The 17,493-nt window shown below is 72.7% G+C and carries 19 protein-coding genes; 10 read left to right on the top strand and 9 right to left on the bottom strand.

What is annotated here, in order from left to right; translation table 11 throughout:
• Window positions 1-30: 30 nt before the first annotated feature.
• Both FYX01_RS09765 and FYX01_RS09770 read right to left on the bottom strand, forming a co-directional pair.
• Complete coding sequence (locus tag FYX01_RS09765; RefSeq protein WP_150239741.1) at window positions 31-246, bottom strand: DUF3040 domain-containing protein; 216 nt, start codon at window positions 244-246, stop codon at window positions 31-33.
• Between the two features lie 257 nt (window positions 247-503).
• Window positions 504-1,082: a pyridoxamine 5'-phosphate oxidase family protein gene (locus FYX01_RS09770; RefSeq protein WP_150239744.1), complete on the bottom strand. Its 579-nt coding sequence runs from the start codon at window positions 1,080-1,082 to the stop codon at window positions 504-506.
• Between the two features lie 412 nt (window positions 1,083-1,494).
• Here FYX01_RS09770 and FYX01_RS09775 point away from each other — a divergent pair, with 412 nt between their 5' ends.
• From FYX01_RS09775 to FYX01_RS09785, 3 genes are all read left to right on the top strand, one after another.
• Window positions 1,495-2,466 (top strand): beta/alpha barrel domain-containing protein, encoded by a 972-nt coding sequence (locus tag FYX01_RS09775; RefSeq protein ID WP_150239746.1) that lies wholly within the window; start codon window positions 1,495-1,497, stop codon window positions 2,464-2,466.
• Window positions 2,467-2,540: 74 nt separating this feature from the next.
• A complete protein-coding gene (locus FYX01_RS09780; protein WP_223830381.1) occupies window positions 2,541-3,479 on the top strand; it encodes a 2-hydroxyacid dehydrogenase in 939 nt (312 codons plus the stop codon).
• Window positions 3,480-3,571: 92 nt separating this feature from the next.
• Window positions 3,572-4,786: an NAD(P)/FAD-dependent oxidoreductase gene (locus tag FYX01_RS09785; protein WP_150239748.1), complete on the top strand. Its 1,215-nt coding sequence runs from the start codon at window positions 3,572-3,574 to the stop codon at window positions 4,784-4,786.
• A gap of 449 nt (window positions 4,787-5,235) precedes the next feature.
• Here FYX01_RS09785 and FYX01_RS09790 read toward each other — a convergent pair whose 3' ends face one another.
• From FYX01_RS09790 to FYX01_RS09800, 3 genes are all read right to left on the bottom strand, one after another.
• Entirely contained in the window at window positions 5,236-6,051 is an 816-nt protein-coding gene (locus FYX01_RS09790; RefSeq protein WP_150239753.1) for an SDR family oxidoreductase, read from the bottom strand.
• 61 nt (window positions 6,052-6,112) lie between these two features.
• Complete coding sequence (locus FYX01_RS09795) at window positions 6,113-6,769, bottom strand: nucleoside/nucleotide kinase family protein (protein ID WP_150239755.1); 657 nt, start codon at window positions 6,767-6,769, stop codon at window positions 6,113-6,115.
• A gap of 151 nt (window positions 6,770-6,920) precedes the next feature.
• Window positions 6,921-7,457 carry an NUDIX hydrolase family protein gene (locus FYX01_RS09800; protein ID WP_150239757.1) on the bottom strand — a complete coding sequence of 179 codons (537 nt, stop codon included), beginning with the start codon at window positions 7,455-7,457 and terminating at the stop codon, window positions 6,921-6,923.
• Between the two features lie 457 nt (window positions 7,458-7,914).
• Between FYX01_RS09800 and FYX01_RS09805 the strand changes: the two genes are divergently transcribed.
• Window positions 7,915-8,274: an STAS domain-containing protein gene (locus FYX01_RS09805; RefSeq protein WP_150240091.1), complete on the top strand. Its 360-nt coding sequence runs from the start codon at window positions 7,915-7,917 to the stop codon at window positions 8,272-8,274.
• 61 nt (window positions 8,275-8,335) lie between these two features.
• Here FYX01_RS09805 and FYX01_RS09810 read toward each other — a convergent pair whose 3' ends face one another.
• Together FYX01_RS09810 and FYX01_RS09815 are read right to left on the bottom strand one after the other, a co-directional pair.
• Complete coding sequence (locus FYX01_RS09810; protein ID WP_150239759.1) at window positions 8,336-10,123, bottom strand: PH domain-containing protein; 1,788 nt, start codon at window positions 10,121-10,123, stop codon at window positions 8,336-8,338.
• Window positions 10,120-10,617, bottom strand: coding sequence for a PH domain-containing protein (locus FYX01_RS09815; protein WP_150239762.1), 498 nt, complete (start codon window positions 10,615-10,617; stop codon window positions 10,120-10,122). Before FYX01_RS09815 ends, FYX01_RS09810 begins: the two co-directional genes overlap by 4 nt.
• A 102-nt stretch (window positions 10,618-10,719) precedes the next feature.
• Between FYX01_RS09815 and FYX01_RS09820 the strand changes: the two genes are divergently transcribed.
• Both FYX01_RS09820 and FYX01_RS09825 read left to right on the top strand, forming a co-directional pair.
• Window positions 10,720-11,622, top strand: a complete 903-nt coding sequence (locus FYX01_RS09820; RefSeq protein WP_150239764.1) for an SPFH domain-containing protein — start codon at window positions 10,720-10,722, stop codon at window positions 11,620-11,622.
• Between the two features lie 16 nt (window positions 11,623-11,638).
• Entirely contained in the window at window positions 11,639-11,878 is a 240-nt protein-coding gene (locus FYX01_RS09825; RefSeq protein ID WP_150239766.1) for a type II toxin-antitoxin system antitoxin, read from the top strand.
• Between the two features lie 66 nt (window positions 11,879-11,944).
• Here the strand turns inward: FYX01_RS09825 and FYX01_RS09830 are convergent, their stop codons facing one another.
• The gene (locus FYX01_RS09830; RefSeq protein ID WP_150239768.1) at window positions 11,945-13,609 is read right to left on the bottom strand and encodes an FAD-binding dehydrogenase; all 1,665 of its coding nucleotides are present in this window, start codon (window positions 13,607-13,609) and stop codon (window positions 11,945-11,947) included.
• Between the two features lie 226 nt (window positions 13,610-13,835).
• Here FYX01_RS09830 and FYX01_RS26575 point away from each other — a divergent pair, with 226 nt between their 5' ends.
• Window positions 13,836-14,306 (top strand): hypothetical protein, encoded by a 471-nt coding sequence (locus FYX01_RS26575; protein WP_223830382.1) that lies wholly within the window; start codon window positions 13,836-13,838, stop codon window positions 14,304-14,306.
• A gap of 42 nt (window positions 14,307-14,348) precedes the next feature.
• Entirely contained in the window at window positions 14,349-14,681 is a 333-nt protein-coding gene (locus FYX01_RS26580; protein ID WP_223830383.1) for a hypothetical protein, read from the top strand.
• Window positions 14,682-14,752: 71 nt separating this feature from the next.
• Here FYX01_RS26580 and FYX01_RS09840 read toward each other — a convergent pair whose 3' ends face one another.
• Window positions 14,753-15,847 carry a Zn-dependent alcohol dehydrogenase gene (locus FYX01_RS09840; RefSeq protein ID WP_150239770.1) on the bottom strand — a complete coding sequence of 365 codons (1,095 nt, stop codon included), beginning with the start codon at window positions 15,845-15,847 and terminating at the stop codon, window positions 14,753-14,755.
• 183 nt (window positions 15,848-16,030) lie between these two features.
• Here FYX01_RS09840 and ku point away from each other — a divergent pair, with 183 nt between their 5' ends.
• Both ku and FYX01_RS09850 read left to right on the top strand, forming a co-directional pair.
• Window positions 16,031-17,014 carry a non-homologous end joining protein Ku gene (gene ku / locus FYX01_RS09845; protein ID WP_150239772.1) on the top strand — a complete coding sequence of 328 codons (984 nt, stop codon included), beginning with the start codon at window positions 16,031-16,033 and terminating at the stop codon, window positions 17,012-17,014.
• A gap of 147 nt (window positions 17,015-17,161) precedes the next feature.
• Complete coding sequence (locus FYX01_RS09850) at window positions 17,162-17,377, top strand: cellulose binding domain-containing protein (RefSeq protein ID WP_223830398.1); 216 nt, start codon at window positions 17,162-17,164, stop codon at window positions 17,375-17,377.
• The last annotated feature ends 116 nt before the right edge of the window (window positions 17,378-17,493 follow it).

A 17,493-nucleotide genomic window follows, 5' to 3' on the forward strand; every position in this document is an offset into this window, starting at 1 on the left:
GGCCACGGCGGCCGAACCGTAGGGCGGGGGTTACCGGGAGGCGAGGACGAACAGGAGGGCGATGGCGATCATGCCCATCCAGACCAGCAGCAGCGCACCGTTCGGGGGAGAGCCCGCACAGCGGTGCGCGCCGCCGATCCGCGCCGCGTAGTCCTCCAGCCGCCGGGCGGAGTTCGGGTCCTCCGCGGCGAGGTGCGCCTCGATCGCGCGCAGGCGTACGTCGTCATCGTCGTTGGGCATGGACATGGTGTCTTCCCGGTCCCTTGTCGCCGACACATCCTCGCGCGAACACTCTAAGTGATGGTGTGCTGACCCCGGTGTCCATTGCTCCGTGTCCCTTGATCCGCCCTTTGCCGGACGGACGCGTGGAAGGGGCCCGTGGGGCGTGGGGTGGGACGCGCGGGGCACGGCGACCTGCAGTGCGGGCCGGAGGCGCCGGTCCTGGAACGGGGAACCGCGGTCGGGCGGCCCGGACCGTACGCGGTGGCCGGGCCGCCCCGGTCTCAGCGCCTGCTGATCTGCCTTCCGCTCAGCCTGCCCGGGGTGATCTTCAGGACCTGGTCGCGCTCGCCCTCGGCCCAGGGCCGGGGGAGGCGGCCCTGGGGGACGCGGGCCAGCTCGTCCGCGTCGCGGATCCACTGGCAGGGTCCGCTGGCGAGCACGCTCCACCCCTCGCGGCTCTCCTCGTCCAGGCTGTCGACCTGGAAGGCGGCGTACCCGCGCGCGTGGCGCATGATGGCGCCCGCCAGGGTGGAGCGGAACACGATGCCCCCGTCGACCAGGGCGTAGTTCACCGGCAGGACCGTCGGAGCGGCGTCCCCCTCGATCGTGAAGGCCACGCGTCCGATGTCGCGCGTGTTCAGCAGGTTGAAACAGGTCTGCCGTTCCAGGACGGTGAGACTGGCTCCCTCGTCGTCCTCGATGGGGTCGGCCCCCTCCAGGAGCTCCTGCTCGTCGGCGAGGCGGTCGGTTCCCGCGTACTCCTCGGGCGCTCCCCGCTGCTCCGGCGGTGCGACCGGTCCCGTGGCCGGGTCCTCCCGCCTTCTGCCCGCCGCACCGCCACCGCTCGTTCTTCTGGCCATGACACGCCCTCCGAGAAGAGTGCCCCCGCTCTCTTCCCCCGCCGTCGTTCCTGGTGCCGGGCCCGAGGGCGTGGCCCGGCCGTCCGTGTCGTCGGACGGCGGAGGTTCCCGTCCTCGACTACCCGACGGGGCGTGTGACTCAAACGGAACGCGGGGACACGGGCTCTCGTGCCTCCCGGCACGGATTCGTGTTCTCTCGGGCACGGCACGTATGGCCGGTCTCCGAACAGGGCAGGGGAACTTCTCCCGCGTGGTCGCGAAAGAGTCAGGACGCGCGGGCGGGAACACAAGGGCCACCTACGCCGAAACCAGTGGTGGAGGGGTCGGTTCCCACCAAGGTCGGATGTTTGGCGACTATGTGTAGTGGCCACATTACTGAAAGCGAATCCTCGGCGCTTGTCAGGAGGCACACTTGCCCGCTCGACGCACCGCCACCGGACTCCGGCGACCACAGATCCTCGACGTCACCCTGCGCGACGGCGGCTACCTCAACTCCTGGCGATTCACCGACGCCACCGTGCGCGAGCACGCCAAGGTCCTCGGCGAGGTGGGCGTGCCCTACGTGGAGGTCGGCTACATCAGCGACGACCCCGCGCTCGAACCCACGCTCCAGTGCCCGCCCGACCTGCTGCGACAGGTCGGCGAGGACACCGGGCAGGCCCGCGTGGTCGCCATGCTCGGCGTGAACGGCAGAGGCCCCCAGGAGGTCACCGACCTGCTGCGGCCGCGCGCGGAGGTGCTCGACGTGGTGCGGTTGACCTGCTTCGTGGAGCGGGTGGACCACGTACTCGCCGCCGCCGAGGCGGTGTGCGCCACCGGGGTGACCTGTTCGCTCAACCTCATCAGCATCACGGCCTACGAACCCGAGGAACTGGTCGCCGCGGTCGAGCGCGTCGACCGCTCGGGCGTCGTCGAATGGCTCTACCTGGCCGACTCGCGCGGCGCGCTGCTGCCCGAGGCGGCCGCCGAACTGTTCACCGGGGTGCGGGCGGCCTGGTCCGGCATGGTGGGATTCCACGCCCACGACAACCTCGGCCACGCGGTCGCCAACTCCCGGATCGCGCTGGAGGCGGGCTTCGACCTCGTCGACGGCTCCCTCAACGGCTACGGGCTGGGAGGCGGCAACACCGACCTGGCCGAGGCCCTGGCCCTGGTCGGTGAGGTGGACCGCCCCCGGCTGGCCTCCCTGGCCGAGCGCATGGCGGCGGAGATGCCCCCGCCTCCGCCCTTCCAGCACCTCTATCCGCTGACGGGCCGGTGCAACCTGGAACAGGAGTGGGCCCCCGACGTGTGGGAGGCCCACGGTGAGGGCTCCGAGGAGTTCCTGCGGGGTCTGGACTGGAGGCGCTACAAGGACGTCGGCGAGATCCTGGGGAAGGTCTGACCGCCGGATCGGCGTGCCCGACCCCGCGGAACCGGTACCCGTCCGCATCCGCCCCGCCACACTGGAGGAACGGTTTGACCCAGCCCAAGCGCTGCCTCGTGCTCAACGACCGACAGCCCGTCCCCACGGACGTCCTGGACCACCTGTCCGACAGCGTGGAGGCGCACTGGGTGCAGGACTCCAGCGGGAGCCTGGACCCGGCGGAGGAGTTCCGGCGCCGCCCGGACACGCGGATCCTGGTCACCACCTACATGGACCTGGGCGCGGAGAACCTGCGCCTGCTGCCCGAGCTCGAGCTGGTCGTCGCCACCACCACGGCCGTGGAGTACGTGGACCTGGACCACTGCCGCGAGCGCGGTGTCGCCGTGTGCAACATCGCCGGGTACACCGGCGACGCGGTGGCCGAGCACGCCGTCGCCCTGATGATGGCGGTCGCCAAGAACGTCGTGCCGATCAACGAGCGCGTCCGCGACGGCGACATGCTGTGCGCGGGGCGGGAGAGCATGGAACTCTCCGGCAAGGTCGCCGGGATCGTCGGCATGGGACACATCGGTTCGGGAGTGGCGCGCATGGTGCGCGGCCTGGGCATGGAGGTGCTGCACGTCAACCGCGGTCCGCGCCGGGTGGAGGGCTCGACCCCGGTGGAGATGACCAAGCTCCTGTCGGTGTCCGACGCCGTCTTCCTCACCCTGCCGCTCAACGCCGACTCCCGGCGCCTGCTGGGCGCGCGGGAGCTCTCCCTGATGAAGCCCTCTGCGGTTCTGGCCAGCATCTCACCCGACGGGGTCCTCGACTCCGACGCCCTGACGGACGCCCTTCGCGAGGGACGCATCCGGGGCGCGGGCCTGGACCTGGTCGGCGAGCGCAACCCCTACCCCCGCCTGGACAACCTGGTGCTCAGCTCCCGTTTCGCGGCCAGGACCCGCGAGTGCCAGGAGCGCCGCAGGGAGGAGTGGGCGGCCGTCGTCGCGGCCTTCGTGGCGGGCCGGGAGCCGCACCACCGCGTCGTGTGACTCCGGAGCCGGGCACCGGGCGGGCATGTCACGTTCCCGGGCCCCTCCTCCGTCATGTGCCATGACGGTCCACGACACGGTAGGAGCTTCCCATGGCACACGACATCGTCGTCCTCGGAGCGGGGTACGCGGGGCTCGCCGCGGCCCGGCGCACCGCCCGCAACGCCCGTCGGGGCCGGCTCGACGCCCGCGTCACGCTCGTCAACGCCACCGCCGACTTCGTCGAGCGCGTCCGCCTGCACCAGGTCGCCGCAGGCCAGGACGTCGGCGTGCACCCACTGGCCGACTCCCTCAACGACGGCGTCAGCCTCGTCGTCGGCCGGGTGGAGGGCCTGGACACCGGTGCCGGGGCCGTCACCGTGCGCGTGGACGACACGCTCCGCCACCTCCCCTACGACACCCTCGTCCTCGCCCTGGGCAGCAGCGCCGGACCCGGCGGGGTGCCGGGGGCCGACGAGTACACCGCGACCGCGGCCGGACTCGACCAGGCCCGCGCGCTCGCCCGGCGCGTCACCGACGAGCGCCCCGAACGCGTGGCCGTGGTCGGGGGCGGCCTCACCGGCCTGGAGGTGGCCACCGAACTCGCCGAGAGCCATCCCGGCCTGCGCGTCCGACTCCTCACCCGCGGCCGGGTCGCCCCCGGTACCGGTCCCCGGGGCGGGGCGCACGTGCGCGGAGCTCTGCGCCGACTGGGCGTGGCGCTGCGCGAGGACACCGCCGTGGCCGCCGTGGACGCCGACGGGCCCAGGCTGGAGGACGGCACCCGCGTCCCCGCCGACCTCGTGGTGTGGAACGCCGGCTTCACCGTTCCGTCCCTGGCCGCCGACGCAGGACTCACCGTGGACGGCGACGGCCGCGCCATGGTGGACGCCACCCAGCGCTCGGTCTCCCACCCCGACGTGTACGTGGTCGGCGACGCCGCCCATGCGACCGGGGTGCGGGGACAGGAGCTGCGGATGTCGTGCGCCATGGGCCTGCCCATGGGGTGGAGCGCCGCCGACGCGATCACCGCGCGCCTGGCCGGGCGTGAGCCCGACACCGCCCCGTTCGGCTACCTGTTCCAGTGCGTCAGCCTGGGTCGCCGCGACGGACTCGTCCAGTTCGTGCACGCCGACGACAGCCCGCGCCGGTTCGTCCTGACCGGCCGGGTCGCCGCCCGGTACAAGGAGTACGTCGTGGCCTCCTCCTACGGAGGGCTGCGCGGCGGAGGCGGGGGACAGGCGGGCCCCAACCTGTCCCTGACGCGCGGCGCGGCCCGCCGCTTCGCCCGCCGGACCGGCCGGCCCCGCCGCGCGTTCGCCGCCTGAACGGCTGTCGGGGCGTCCAGCTGCGTCAGGTGATCCCCAGGCCCACCGGTGAGAAAGCAGGACATCCCCGCCAGGACCGCGCTGTGCGCGCGGATGCGAATCCGGCGGGGACGCCCGCCCCTGCCACCCCTCCGACGTCTCCGGTGCGGTATGGGCGGTGACCGAACCGCTCAGGCCCCTCCGTGACCACCGCGAGGACGGAGCACCCCGCGAACACGACGACCGGCCGGTGCCCGACGCGATCCCGGACGGGCTGCGTCGCGGTGATCCGGCTGACGGCCACACGGTTCGCGGGCCGGAGCGCACGTCGGAGTAATCGCCCGGCCGGTCAGGCCTGCGGCCACCCGCATACCCGACGGTCGTCGGGGCGCCCTGCCGTGAACGGACCCGAACGGACACAGTTCCGTCCCGGGCGCCGCTCACGACAGGCGGCGTCCACGAAAAACGCTCTAGTAGTCGCGCCAGGCGGGTGCGGCGTCCACTACGTAGTCCGCGAAGTCCTTGGGCTCACGTCCGGTCACACTCCGCACGTCCCCGCTGGGCACGCCGTCGCCCAGCTCGGTCAGCGCCGCGAACGCCGACGCGGCGCCCCTGGCCTCCTCCTCCGAGAGCCCGGCCGCGACCTGCTCGCGGACGAAGTCCTCGGGCTCGCCCCGGTAGGCCACCGGATACCCGGCCGCACGGCCGATCAGCTCGGCGGCCTCGCCGAAGGACAGCGCGCGCGGCCCCGTCACCTCGTACACCCGCCCCGCGTGCCCCTGCCCGGTCAGCGCCTCGGCCGCCACCGCGGCGATATCGCCGGCGTCCACGAAGGCCTGCCGTGCACCGCCCAGCGGCAGGGTGATCCGCCCGGCACGCACCGACTCGTTGAAGAACCCCTCGTCGAAGTTCTGGTCGAACCAGTCGCAGCGCAGCACGGTCCAGTCCGCTCCGCTCTCGAGCACCGTGCGCTCCGCCGCCAGCAGGCGCTCGTCGCCCATCTCCTCGACGGCCCGGCTCGACAGCAGCACCAGGCGCCGCACCCCCTGCTCCACCGCCAGCCGGACGAAGGCGGGGTCCACGGGCACGCCGTCGGGCGCCATCAGGTACACCGCGCCCGCGCCGTCGAGCGCGCCCTCCCAGGTGGCCGGATCCGACCAGTCGAACGGCACACGGCCGCGCCGCGAGGCGGCCCGTACCGGATGCCCCCTCCGGTTCAGGAGTGCGGCCACCCGGCGTCCTGTGGTCCCGGTGGCTCCCAGGACGAGAACCGATTGTTCGCTCATGGTGCCACCCAACCATCCGGCGTCGACATTCACGGCGACCCCGGGCGGCGGCTCCGCGCCCTCAGCCCTCCGTGAGGCTTCCCGGGCGCACCACGCGCGTGCAGGCGTCCCGGAAGCGCTTGACCAGTTCCCCGTTGGGGCGGTCGCTGAGCTCCACCCACCGGCGGGCGGCCTCGTCGGTCGACCCGCCCGACACCTGGCGCTGGTACAGCCTGCGCTCGCGCAGTTCGTCGTCGGCCTCCACGTACCACAGCTGCGCGAACAGCCCGCGCAACCGCACCCAGGGCTCCTCGTCGCCGGCCAGGTAGTTGCCCTCGGTCACCACCAGGCGCGTGTGCGGGGCGACCACGTGCCGCGCGGCGACGGGTTCGTGCAGTCGGCGGTCGTAGTCGGGCACGTAGACGGGGTGGTCGGTCTCGTCCAGCAGGCGGCGCACCAGCGCCACGTAACCGTGCGCGTCGAAGGTGTCCGGGGCGCCCTTGCGGTCGCGCCGCCCCAGCCGGTCGAGCTGGGCGTTGGACAGGTGGAAGCCGTCCATGGGCAGGTACCCGGCCGCGCCCGGGCCCAGTTCCCGCTCGACTCCGGCCACCAGGTGGCGGGCGAGCGTGGACTTTCCGGCCCCGGGGGCCCCGGTCAGGCCCAGCACGGCGCGGTGGGCCCCACCGGTGGCGGCCTCCCGGGCCAGTGCGACGGCGTCGGAGACAAGCGGTTCGGACATGGGGCCGAGCCTACGCGCCCGGGTCGGGGCCGGGCCTGGTGCTGCCGGGGCCTTCGGGCACCGCCGTACCCGGGTCCGGCGTTCGACCGGCACCGCGCGAACGTCCCCCGGCGGTGGCACGCGCACACCGCCGGGGGACGCCCACACGTTCCTAGGGAGCGTGGCCCACGTGGGCCAGCGCCTGGCGCAGCAGCGTGTCCTCGCCGCCCGTCATCTCCTCACGCATCTGCGGGCTCACCGCCTCCTCCGGTGTGAGCCACACGAGGTCCAGGGCGTCCTGGCGCGGCTGGCAGTCGCCCGAGACCGGGACGACGTAGGCCATCGCGACCGCGTGCTGGCGCGTGTCGTGGAAGGAGGTGACCCCCGGTGTGGGGAAGTACTCGGCGATCGTGAACGGCTGTGGGGAGGCGGGGACGTGCGGCAGGGCCACCGGCCCCAGGTCCTTCTCCAGGTGCCGCAGCAGGGCGTCGCGTACCCGCTCGTGGTAGAGCACCCGGCCCGAGACCACCGACCGGTGGAAACTGCCTTCGGGGGTGGCCCGCATGAGCAGGCCGACGTGGGTCACCTGGCCCACCTCGTCCACCCGTACGGGTACGGCCTGGACGTAGAGGATGGGCATGCGGCCGCGGATGTTCTCCAGTTCCTCGGGGGAGAACCAACCGGGCTGGGTGTCGGCGGTATCGGTCATCGGGTACGCGGCGGGCGTCCCGGCCGTCGGCCGGGCGAGGCCGCCGCTCCCTCCCTTCTCTAGCTGTCCTGGAGATCGGCCCGCGGGACCGGGCCCGCGGGGCGCGGACACGGAGTGCCGCCTGTGCCGCTTCCTACCGCACACGTGCTCGTTCCTACCGCACACGTGCTCGTAAAGCACGACGAGGGGACGGCTCCGGGAGTGTCCGAGAACAGGGTGTGAGGGGCCGGGGCGCGGGGCGGCCCGCCAGCCGCGGGGGAGGTGACACGGGACTGTCCTCACGGCCACATCGGCGAGATTTCGCCGGTTTTTCTCACGGAAAGCCTCCCATGGCCTCTCTGGAGAGGTTACGATCTCGTACGCGGTTGCGTAGTGAAAAGATTACGTTCGGTGAGAGGTGGCTCGAGTGGCGAAGGATGCCCGGTTCTCGGCCCAGGAGCGCTTCCCCTGTACGGGTGTGACGGTGGTCCCCGTTCACGGTGAGATCGACCTCGCCACCGCTGACCGTATGCGTGACCGGCTGCTCCAGGCCGCGCACGACTCGCGGTGCGACTGCCTGGTGGTGGACATGTCCGGGCTCGACTTCTTCGACGCCAGCGGGGTCGGCGCCCTCGTGTCGGTCTACAGGAGCCTCACCCGGGAGGGGCGGCACGTGGTCCTCGCCGAGCCCGCGCCCATCGCCGCGCGCGTGCTCGAAGCACTCCGTATGGAGCGCGTGTTCGAGACCTACCCCATCCTGGAGATGGCGCTCACGCACACCAGCGGCCTGCGGGTCGACGGAGACCCCATCCGCAACACGGTTCCCGAACGGCCCTAGCGGCCCCGTGCCCGCCCCGGGGCGAGCGCCAGGGCCACCAGGGCCGCGAGTGGTTCCACGCTCAGTCGTGGGACGGTTCGTCGCTCCCACGCCCGTCCCCGCGCACGAGGAAGGGTTCCAGCAGTTCCGGGACCGCCTCGCCGGCCCAGGCCAGCCCCTGGCCCAGGCCCACGTCCCTGGCCGCGTACACACCCTGCCCCGCGGCCGTCGTGGCCGCCACGTCCGCCAGGCCGAGCCTGCGCTGGAACGGTGACCGGGTGATCCGCCAGCCGATCACCGCCGACCGCTCCAGCGTCACGGTGTCGCGTATCGCCATCCCCTGGCGCACGACGAGGTGGCGCGGGTGCAGCCCGTGGCCCAGGCCCCGGTAGGATCCCACCGCGTACCAGAACGCCACCGCCGCGATCAGCACCGCCAGCACCGCCCACCCCCAGCTCGGGGCGGCCTCCACCGTGCTCGTGGCCAGCGGCACGGGGATGATCTCCCGCTCCGCCTCGTGCACCACCTCCCACCAGGCCGCGCTGACCAGCGTCTGCAGCCAGGCCAGCGCACCGGCGAGCACCGCGCCCAGCACGGTGACGACGGTGGCCCGGGTGAAGCGGCGGCGCAGCGCCTCCCGGGGGTGCACGGCCAGCGGGCCGTCCAGGGGCGAGTCCGGGGTACGCATCAGGCCGGCGGCCAGCTCGCGTGCCCGCCTCCGCGGCATGGCCGGGGACAGGCGGCTCTTGGCGCTGGTCTTCTTGTCGTCCGCGGCGGCCAGGCCGGTCGCCACCGCGCGCACGTCCGCCCCGCCCACGGAGCGCAGCACGAACGGCTCGTGCAGGGTGACGCCGTTGAGGCGGCGTCCCTCCACCGACAGCGACACGCTGGTCAGCAGGCCCCTGCGCAGCCGCACGGTGCCGTCGGCCTCCCTGGTGAGTCGGTAGTCCCACCAGGTCTCCACCGCCACGGCGGTCAGGACGATCACGCCGGAGACCAGCAGCCCCAGCAGTGCCAGGGGTACCACGAGCAGGAACCGCCCCATCACGAACGAGGACATCTCCGCGATGCTGGGCAGGTCGGCCTGGTCGGAGAGCCAGTCCCATCCCACCCCGCCGGTCTGGGCGTTGAGCCCCAACAGGCCGGTGATGGCGCCCAGGCCCACGCCCAGGGTGGCGGTGGTCGCGGGGGCGTAGGCGAACCAGCGGCGGTCGAGCCTGGCCAACTCGGTCTCGGCCTCCTCGCCCGCGTCGGGGTCCCCGTCGGCGGAGTCCCCGGCAACCCCGGCGGTCCCGGCCGTGCCCCGGTACAGCAGGTCGCGGCGCAGCCACTCGCCCTGCTCGGCGGTGACGTAGAGCAGTTGGAGCTGCTCGGAACCGGCCCCCACCTTCTCGCCGGTGCCGACCGTGACCGAGCACAGGCCGAAGACCCGCACGTAGACGGGCGCCGCCACGTCCACGCTGCGCACGCGCTCGCGCGGGATGGACCGGTAGGCCTTGGCGATGATGCCCGAACGCATCTCCATGCGCTCGGCGGTGACGCGGTAGCGGACCGCGCGCAGACGCAGCATGTCGAGATAGGTCATGAACGCCAGGAACGCCAGAGCGCCCGGGACCGGGGCCAGGGCCCACAGGGGTTGTCCCGCGGAGACGAGGACGACGGTGCCCACGACCGCGGAGGGAACGAGGAAGACGCCCGCGACGATCGCGCTGGCCCACACGCTGAGCGGGTGCAGCCGCTGCCAGTCAGCGGTGGAGGGGGCGGCGCCCCCTTCCCCGGAGGCGGCTCCCTCCCGCTCGCCTCGCGCGTCGGAGGGCACGGTCGGGAGGTCCTCCTCGGCCGCGGGGCGGTGTTCGTCCGGAGAACTCATGTCGCGTCTCCCGGGGTCGCCTGCGTGGTGTCGGTGAGCTGGTCGGCCACCCGCGTGGCCAGCGCGTGGTCGAGCCCGGCGATCTCGATCGGACCGGCCGCAGAAGCGGTGGTCACGGTCACGTTGGAGAGCCCGAACGCCCGCTGGAGCGGGCCGCGCGCGGTGTCCACGGTCTGGACGCGCGACATCGGGGCCACGCGCCACTCCTGCCAGAGCCATCCACTGGAGGTGTAGACGGCGGTGTCGGTGACCTCCCAGCGGTGGACCCGGTAACGCCACTGCGGCATGACCACGGTGATCAGCAGCCCGAGCCCGCCGACCACGGCCGCGGCGAGCAGGAGCCAGAAGCGCGGCGGTTCCCAGATGACCGCGGGCACCACGGGGATCACGGTGAGGACGACGGCCACGGTCAGCGACCGGGTCGTCCACCACCACACGGCGCGTTTGTCCACGCGGTGCCGGGGCGGGCGCAGTCGGGGGGTGTCGGCGCTCATCGCGTCTCCTTCTCGGTGGGGGCCCTGGCGGGCCTCACGTCTATTAAAAGTGATATCACAATGCTATTGTCCAGTCATCACCACGAAGAGAACGGAAACGAGATGACCGCTACCGGCCCGGCCCATGCGCCCCAGTACCGAGAACACCCCGCGACCAGCGTCGACGGCATGCTGATGGCCGTGGTCGGCATCCTGCTCTTCCTCGTCGGCGTCGGCGTCGCCCTGTCCCCCCTCATCGGACTGCCGGTGCCCCTCGTGCCCGTCGGGGTGCTCCTCGCCGCGGTCGGGTTCCTGCTCTTCGTCGGCCTGGAGATGATCGCGCCCAACGAGGCCAAGGTCGTCCAGCTCTTCGGCCGCTACGTGGGCAGCGTACGCACCGACGGGCTGCGCTGGGTCAACCCCCTCACCGTGCGCAAGGGCGTCTCCACCCGCATCCGCAACCACGAGACCTCGGTCATGAAGGTCAACGACGCCTCCGGCAGCCCCGTCGAGATCGCCGCCGTCATCGTCTGGCAGGTCGACGACACCGCCCGGGCCTCCTTCGAGGTGGACGACTTCGTCGAGTTCGTCTCCATCCAGACCGAGGCCGCCGTGCGCCACATCGCGGGCAACTACCCCTACGACTCCTATGACGCCGACACCAGCCGGTCCCTGCGCGGCAGCGCCGACCTGATCACCGAGCAACTGTCCCAGGAGGTCGGTGAGCGGGTCGAGGCCGCGGGGGTGCGGATCGTGGAGTCGCGTTTCACCCATCTGGCCTACGCCTCGGAGGTCGCCCAGGCCATGCTCCAGAGACAGCAGGCCAGCGCGCTGATCGCCGCCCGCCAGGAGATCGTCGAGGGAGCCGTCGGGATGGTCGACCGCGCGCTCGCCCGCCTGTCGGAGGAGGAGGTGGTGGAGCTGGACGAGGAGCGCAAGGCCGCCATGGTCAGTAACCTGCTGGTGGTGCTGTGTTCCGACCGCCCCGCCAGCCCCGTCGTCAACGCAGGGACCCTGTACCAGTAATCCGCGTGAGGTGGCCGTGCCCGAGCGCAAGAAGGTGCTGCTGCGGCTCGACCCCGCCGTCCACGACGCGATCGCGCGGTGGGCCGGGCAGGAGTTGCGCAGCACCAACGCACAGATCGAGTTCCTCCTGCGCCGCGCGCTGGACGAGGCGGGACGGATGCCGAAGGAGGCCGGGGCCATCCCCCGTCGGGGCCGGCCGCGCGGGCCCGGACCGGACGAGGGGACGGGCCAGGGGGACGACACCTCACCGGAGTGAGGGATCGGGCCGTGGGGACGGGCCCCGAGGGGCACCCGGCCCCACGGCCCGGTGGACGCCCGCTGCCTAGCCCAGGGCGGCCGCCGCGGCCCGACCGGCGGTGCGGCCGGAGAACAGGCACCCGCCCAGGAAGGTGCCCTCCAACGCCCGGTAGCCGTGAATCCCGCCGCCGCCGAACCCGGCGACCTCGCCCGCGGCGTACACCCCCGGAAGCGGGGTGCCGTCCTCGCGCAGCACCCGTGCGTCCAGGTCGGTGTGCAGCCCGCCCAGGGTCTTGCGGGTGAGGACGTGCAGGCGCACCGCGATCAGCGGGCCCGCCTTGGGATCCAGGATCTGGTGCGGGCTCGCCACCCGCGCCAGGCGGTCGCCCCGGTAGTTGCGCGCACCGCGGATGGCCGTCACCTGCAGGTCCTTGGTGAAGGTGTTGACCATCTCCCGGTCACGGGCCACCACCTCGCGGGTGACGGTGTCGGCGTCCAGCACCCCGTCACCCGCGATCTTCCGCATCTTCCCGATCAGCTCGGGCAGCCTGTCGGCGACCGCGAAGTCCGCGCCGTTGCTCTTGAAGGCCTCCACCGGACCCGGCGCGCCGGGAAGCACCCGTTTGAGGACGAGGCCGATGTCCTTGCCGGTCAGATCGGGGTTCTGCTCCGATCCCGACAGCGCGAACTCCTTCTCGATGATCTTCTGCGAGAGCACGAACCACGTGTACTCGTGGCCGCTTCCCATGATGTGCTCCAGCGTGCCCAGGGTGTCGAAGCCGGGGAAGTAGGGCGGGGGAAGCCTCTTGCCGGTCGCGTCCAGCCACAGCGACGACGGACCCGGCAGGATGCGGATGCCGTGCCGTGCCCAGACCGGGTCCCAGTTCCGGATGCCCTCGGTGTAGTGCCACATGCGGTCGGGATTGATGACCTGTCCGCCCGCCTCCTCCGTGATGGCGAGCATGCGTCCGTCCACGTGCTCGGGCACGCCCGAGAGCATGTGCTCGGGCGGGGTGCCCAGACGCTCGGGCCAGTTGCGGCGCACCAGGTCGTGGTTGGCGCCGATCCCGCCCGAGGTGACGATGACCGCCTGCGCGGACACCTCGAAGTCGTCGACCACCTCGCGGCTGCTGGCCCGCCCCTGCTCGGTGTCGCTGGGGGCCAGGACGGAGCCGCGCACGCCGGTGACCGTTCCGTCGGTGACCACCAGTCCGTCCACCCGGTGGCGGAAGCGCGTCGAGACCAGCCCGCGCTCGGCCGCCGCGCGCACCCGCCGCTCGAAGGGCGCGACCACGCCGGGGCCGGTGCCCCAGGTGATGTGGAAGCGGGGCACGGAGTTGCCGTGCCCGTCGGCCAGGTAGCCGCCGCGCTCGGCCCAGCCCACGATAGGGAAGAACCGCAGGCCCTGCTGGTGCAGCCAGAAGCGCTTCTCACCGGCGGCGAAGTCCACGTAGGCCTCGGCCCACCGGCGGGGCCACGCGTCCTCCGGGCGGTCGAACCCGGCGGTGCCCATCCAGTCCTGCAGGGCCAGTTCGGCCGAGTCCCTGACGCCCATGCGGCGCTGCTCGGGGGAGTCCACGAGGAACAGCCCGCCGAAGGACCAGAACGCCTGGCCGCCCAGGGACTGCTCGGGTTCCTGGTCGAGCAGGATCACCCGCTTGCCCGCGTCGGCCAGTTCGGCGGCCGCGGCCAGGCCCGCCAGTCCGGCACCGACGACGATCGCGTCGGCGTGGTCGTCTCCGCTGTCCATACGGTTCTTCCCCTCAGGTCGGCCGTGCCCCGGGCACGGTGTGCGCGATGGTGACGACTGTGCCCCCGCACGACCGGCTCGGCAAGGGGATGTGTGTCGTACGCCACATCATTTGTCACCGGGTGACAAACAATCCGGGTTCGGACAGAATCATCCGGCCCGCGCGCCGGAGTCCGTCCGGACCCGTTCACGCTGGTGACACCGTGTTGACCGAAGAGGACCCCTCGTGTACTTCCATCCCCCGACCTTCGACCCGGGCCCGGCCGCCCTCCTGATCGGGTTCGCCGCACTGCTGTTCCTGACGGCCCAGCCCCTGCTGACGCGGCCCCTGGCCCGCCGTATGGGCGAACCCGCCGAACCCGGCCGCCCCCCGCCCGTGACGCGCCTCCACCACCTGGGGGTCTGGCTGTCCCTCGTCGAGGTCTTCGCGGTCATGGCCTTCGTGGCTTCCGCCCGGGTCGTCACCCCGGCCGACATCGGCCTCGTCCCGCCCCGGCTGCACGAGTACGATCCCGACACGCCCTCCCTGCTGGCGGACGACCTCGTGTCCTGGACCGGAACGGCCGTGACCCTGGTGTGGATCGCGCTGTTCGTGGCGATCCTGCTGGTGGAGAGGTACGGGGGCGGTGCCGGGCCGGCCCGGACGCACGCGGAGCAGCCCGGGCTCTCCGAGTGGACCGACACCGACTGGCGCTAGGCGCTCTGGTCCTTCCCCCTGGGCGGCCTGTGCACCACGGTCGTGCTCTTCGTGGTCGTCTACCCGCTGGTCACGGTGTTCGTCGGCCCGATGGCCGCGGCCGCCGCCATCGCGCTGATCATGGGAGGACAGCAGTGGGGGAGCGGCTTCCAGCAGATGTTCACCATGGCCGTGTACGGGCTGCTGATGGCGCTGACCCACGCCTTCCTGACCTCCGGCTCCCTGTTCGTGCCCGTGGCCGCCTGGTGCGCGTTCGCCTACCTCTACGGCCGGGCGCTGCGCCGGCACCGGCTCCGACTGTCCCAGGCGGCGGCGCCGCTGGAGGTCACCATGCTCGACGCCGAGGGCACCCCCGTCCCACGGCCGGGGCGCTGAGCCCGTCCGGGCCGCCCGCGTGAGACGGGTCCCGGCGGTGCCGCGCACGGCACCGCCGGGACCCTCCGCCCTCAGCGGCCGAAACGCACCAGTGACCGGCCGCCCTTCCCCCGGGCCATGCGCTCGAAGGCCTCCGGCACACCCTCCAGCGGGATCTCGTCGGTGATCATCGCCGACAGCTTCAGTCCTCCCGAACGCACCTGGTCGGCGATGAGCGGGATGTCGCGGTTCGGGTCGCCGGAGCCGTAGACGCACCCGCGCAGCGTGCGGGCCTGGTGGAACAGCTCCAGGGCGTTGAACGACACCTCGTCGTCCGCCCTGCCCACACCCACCACCGTGATCGTGCCTCCGCGCCGGGACGCGCTCCAGGCCGAACGCACCACCTTGGCCGAACCGACCACCTCGAAGGCGTGGTCGGCGCCCCGGCCGCCCGTCAGCTTGCGCACGGCCTTGGTCAGCGAGTCGTCGGCGACCAGGAAGTCGGTGGCGCCCAGCGAGCGGGCCAGCTCCTCCTTGTCGGGGGCGACGTCCACGGCGATCACCGGGTCGGCCCCGGCCAGACGCGCCGACTGGAGTACCGACAGGCCGACCCCGCCCAGGCCCAGGACCACGGCCGACTGGCCCTCGCGCACCCCCGCCGAGTTGTTGACGGCGCCCCAGCCGGTGAGCACCGCGCAGCCCAGGACCGCGGCCACCGCCGGGTCGATCCCGTCGGGCAGCGGTACGACGGAGTGGGCGGGTACCACGGTGGCCTCGGCGAACGCGCCGCAGCCCAGCCCCGGATAGACGGGGGTGCCGTCGGAGAGCTCGGCGTAGGCCTGCACCGTGCGGTCCAGCGCGTGCTCGCACAGGTGGGGCTCGCCCTGGCGGCAGAACCAGCACTCGCGGCACGGCGGAGCCCAGTTCAGGATCACCTGCTGGCCGGGCATCAGGCCGGTGACGCCCTCGCCCACGGCGTCCACGGTTCCGGCGCCCTCGTGGCCGAGCACGGCGGGCCACTTCTGGGCCAGCGTGCCGTTGGACAGGGACAGGTCGGAGTGGCACACGCCCGCGGCGGCCAGGCGCACCCGTACCTGGCCGGGGCCGGGGTCGGGCAGGACCAGGTCCCGGATCTGCGGAGGGGCGCCCTGCTCGGAGAAGACGGCGGCCTTGACGGTCGTACTCATGGGAGAACTCCAATCGGGGACTGCCGCGACAGTAGCAATACCGACCGGTCGGTCAAGAGTCGGGGCCTTGAGGACCCGTACCTTCCCGGACGGCCCCGGATGCTTCGCCTTTTTCGGGCTTTTGCTGTTACGGACCGATATTTTGCCTGGTAGCGGTGATGATGGGAGGCGAAGGAGGGGATCATGGTCAATCCGGTTTGGGTGGGAACGCTGATGTTCGGCAGGGTGCCGATCGGCGTGCGCCTCTACAGCGCGCGCGAACGCAGGGGACCCGTGCTGCACCAGTTCGAACGCGGTACCGCCGACCGCATCCGCTATGTCCGCGTCAACGAGCGCACCGGCGAGGAGGTCGCGAGCGAGGACGTCGTGCGCGGGGCCAGGACGGGGCCCGAGGACGAGTACGTGGTCCTGGAGCCCGAGGAGCTGGACGAGATCCTTCCGCACGGCTCGCGCACCATGGGGCTGACCGGCTTCCTGTCACAGGGCGCCGTGGACGCGCTGTGGTACGCCTCCACCTACTACGTCGCCCCCAGGGCGGCGGCGGACGCCAAGCCCTACCAGCTGCTGTACACGGCCCTGGAGCAGACCCGCCGTATGGGCGTGGCCACCGTCGTCCTGCGCGACCGCGAGTATCCCGTCCTGGTCGAGCCGAACCGGGGCGTGCTGTCGGCCTCCACCCTGTGGTGGCCGGACGAGGTCCGCGAGCCCGACGACGTCATGCCGCCCGTGGCCCACGCGGCGCTGACCAAGAGCGAGCTGGAACTGGCCAGGGAACTGGTCGGCGCGCTCTCGGCCGAGTGGGACCCGCGGGACTACGAGGACAGCTACGGCCGGCGCCTGACCGAGCTGGTGCGGGCCAAGGCCAAGGGCAGCACGTTCACCCACCGCCCCGAGCAGGCCGCGCCCCCGGAGGAGGCGGCCGGGCTCGACGAGGCCCTGCGCCGGAGCCTGCCGGCGCAGCGCGGCAAGGGCACGCGGTCGCGCGCCGCACGTGCGCAGCCGCGCGTACGAGGCACCAGGGTCGAGAGGAGGCCCGAGGGCAGGGTCACCAAGCGCGAACTCCTCCAGCGGGCCTCGGAACTGGACGTGCCGGGCCGGTCGAAGATGAGCCGTGACGAACTGGAGGAGGCCGTCGGACTGGCCGGTGTCGACGGCCATCGCTCCTGAGGCGCCCCGGCGGGGCGCCGCCGCGATCGAGGAACCACAACAGGGGTTGACGAACCCCCGTGCTGACCCGACAGTGCTTGGGAGCGCTCCCAGAACCGCCGCCGACCCTTGCCCCCAACGCCCCCACCCCCCGTCGACGGCTGATCCCTGGACTTCACCCTCCCCGGCGGCCAGGCCATCACCTCCGGCTGGAACGCCGACTACAGTCCCGACAGCGGAACGGTCACCGCCGGCAACGTCTCCTACAACGCCACCCTCGCCCCCGACGCCAGTGTGAGCATCGGCTACCAGGCCACGCACACCGGCGACGCGAGCGGGCCGACCGGCTTCACCCTCAACGGTTCGGCCTGCTCCGCGGGCTGACCCCGACACGGCGCGGCTCCTCCCGGCGGGGTCGCGCCGCCCCTGTTCCCGGAAACCCCGCGGGGTGCCCTGTTCACCGGCCCCGGGCGCGGGTATCTCCCCTGCGTCCGTGCGTG

It is taken from the genome of Nocardiopsis quinghaiensis (assembly GCF_008638365.1).
Lineage (GTDB): Bacteria > Actinomycetota > Actinomycetes > Streptosporangiales > Streptosporangiaceae > Nocardiopsis > Nocardiopsis quinghaiensis.

Coding starts and splice junctions, on each gene's coding strand:
- FYX01_RS09765 (WP_150239741.1), bottom strand. CDS start 246: ATGTCCATGCCCAACGACGATGACGACGTACGCCTGCGCGCGATCGAG.
- FYX01_RS09770 (WP_150239744.1), bottom strand. CDS start 1,082: ATGGCCAGAAGAACGAGCGGTGGCGGTGCGGCGGGCAGAAGGCGGGAG.
- FYX01_RS09785 (WP_150239748.1), top strand. CDS start 3,572: ATGGCACACGACATCGTCGTCCTCGGAGCGGGGTACGCGGGGCTCGCC.
- FYX01_RS09790 (WP_150239753.1), bottom strand. CDS start 6,051: ATGAGCGAACAATCGGTTCTCGTCCTGGGAGCCACCGGGACCACAGGA.
- FYX01_RS09795 (WP_150239755.1), bottom strand. CDS start 6,769: ATGTCCGAACCGCTTGTCTCCGACGCCGTCGCACTGGCCCGGGAGGCC.
- FYX01_RS09800 (WP_150239757.1), bottom strand. CDS start 7,457: ATGACCGATACCGCCGACACCCAGCCCGGTTGGTTCTCCCCCGAGGAA.
- FYX01_RS09810 (WP_150239759.1), bottom strand. CDS start 10,123: ATGAGTTCTCCGGACGAACACCGCCCCGCGGCCGAGGAGGACCTCCCG.
- FYX01_RS09815 (WP_150239762.1), bottom strand. CDS start 10,617: ATGAGCGCCGACACCCCCCGACTGCGCCCGCCCCGGCACCGCGTGGAC.
- FYX01_RS09820 (WP_150239764.1), top strand. CDS start 10,720: ATGACCGCTACCGGCCCGGCCCATGCGCCCCAGTACCGAGAACACCCC.
- FYX01_RS09830 (WP_150239768.1), bottom strand. CDS start 13,609: ATGGACAGCGGAGACGACCACGCCGACGCGATCGTCGTCGGTGCCGGA.
- FYX01_RS09840 (WP_150239770.1), bottom strand. CDS start 15,847: ATGAGTACGACCGTCAAGGCCGCCGTCTTCTCCGAGCAGGGCGCCCCT.
- ku (WP_150239772.1), top strand. CDS start 16,031: ATGGTCAATCCGGTTTGGGTGGGAACGCTGATGTTCGGCAGGGTGCCG.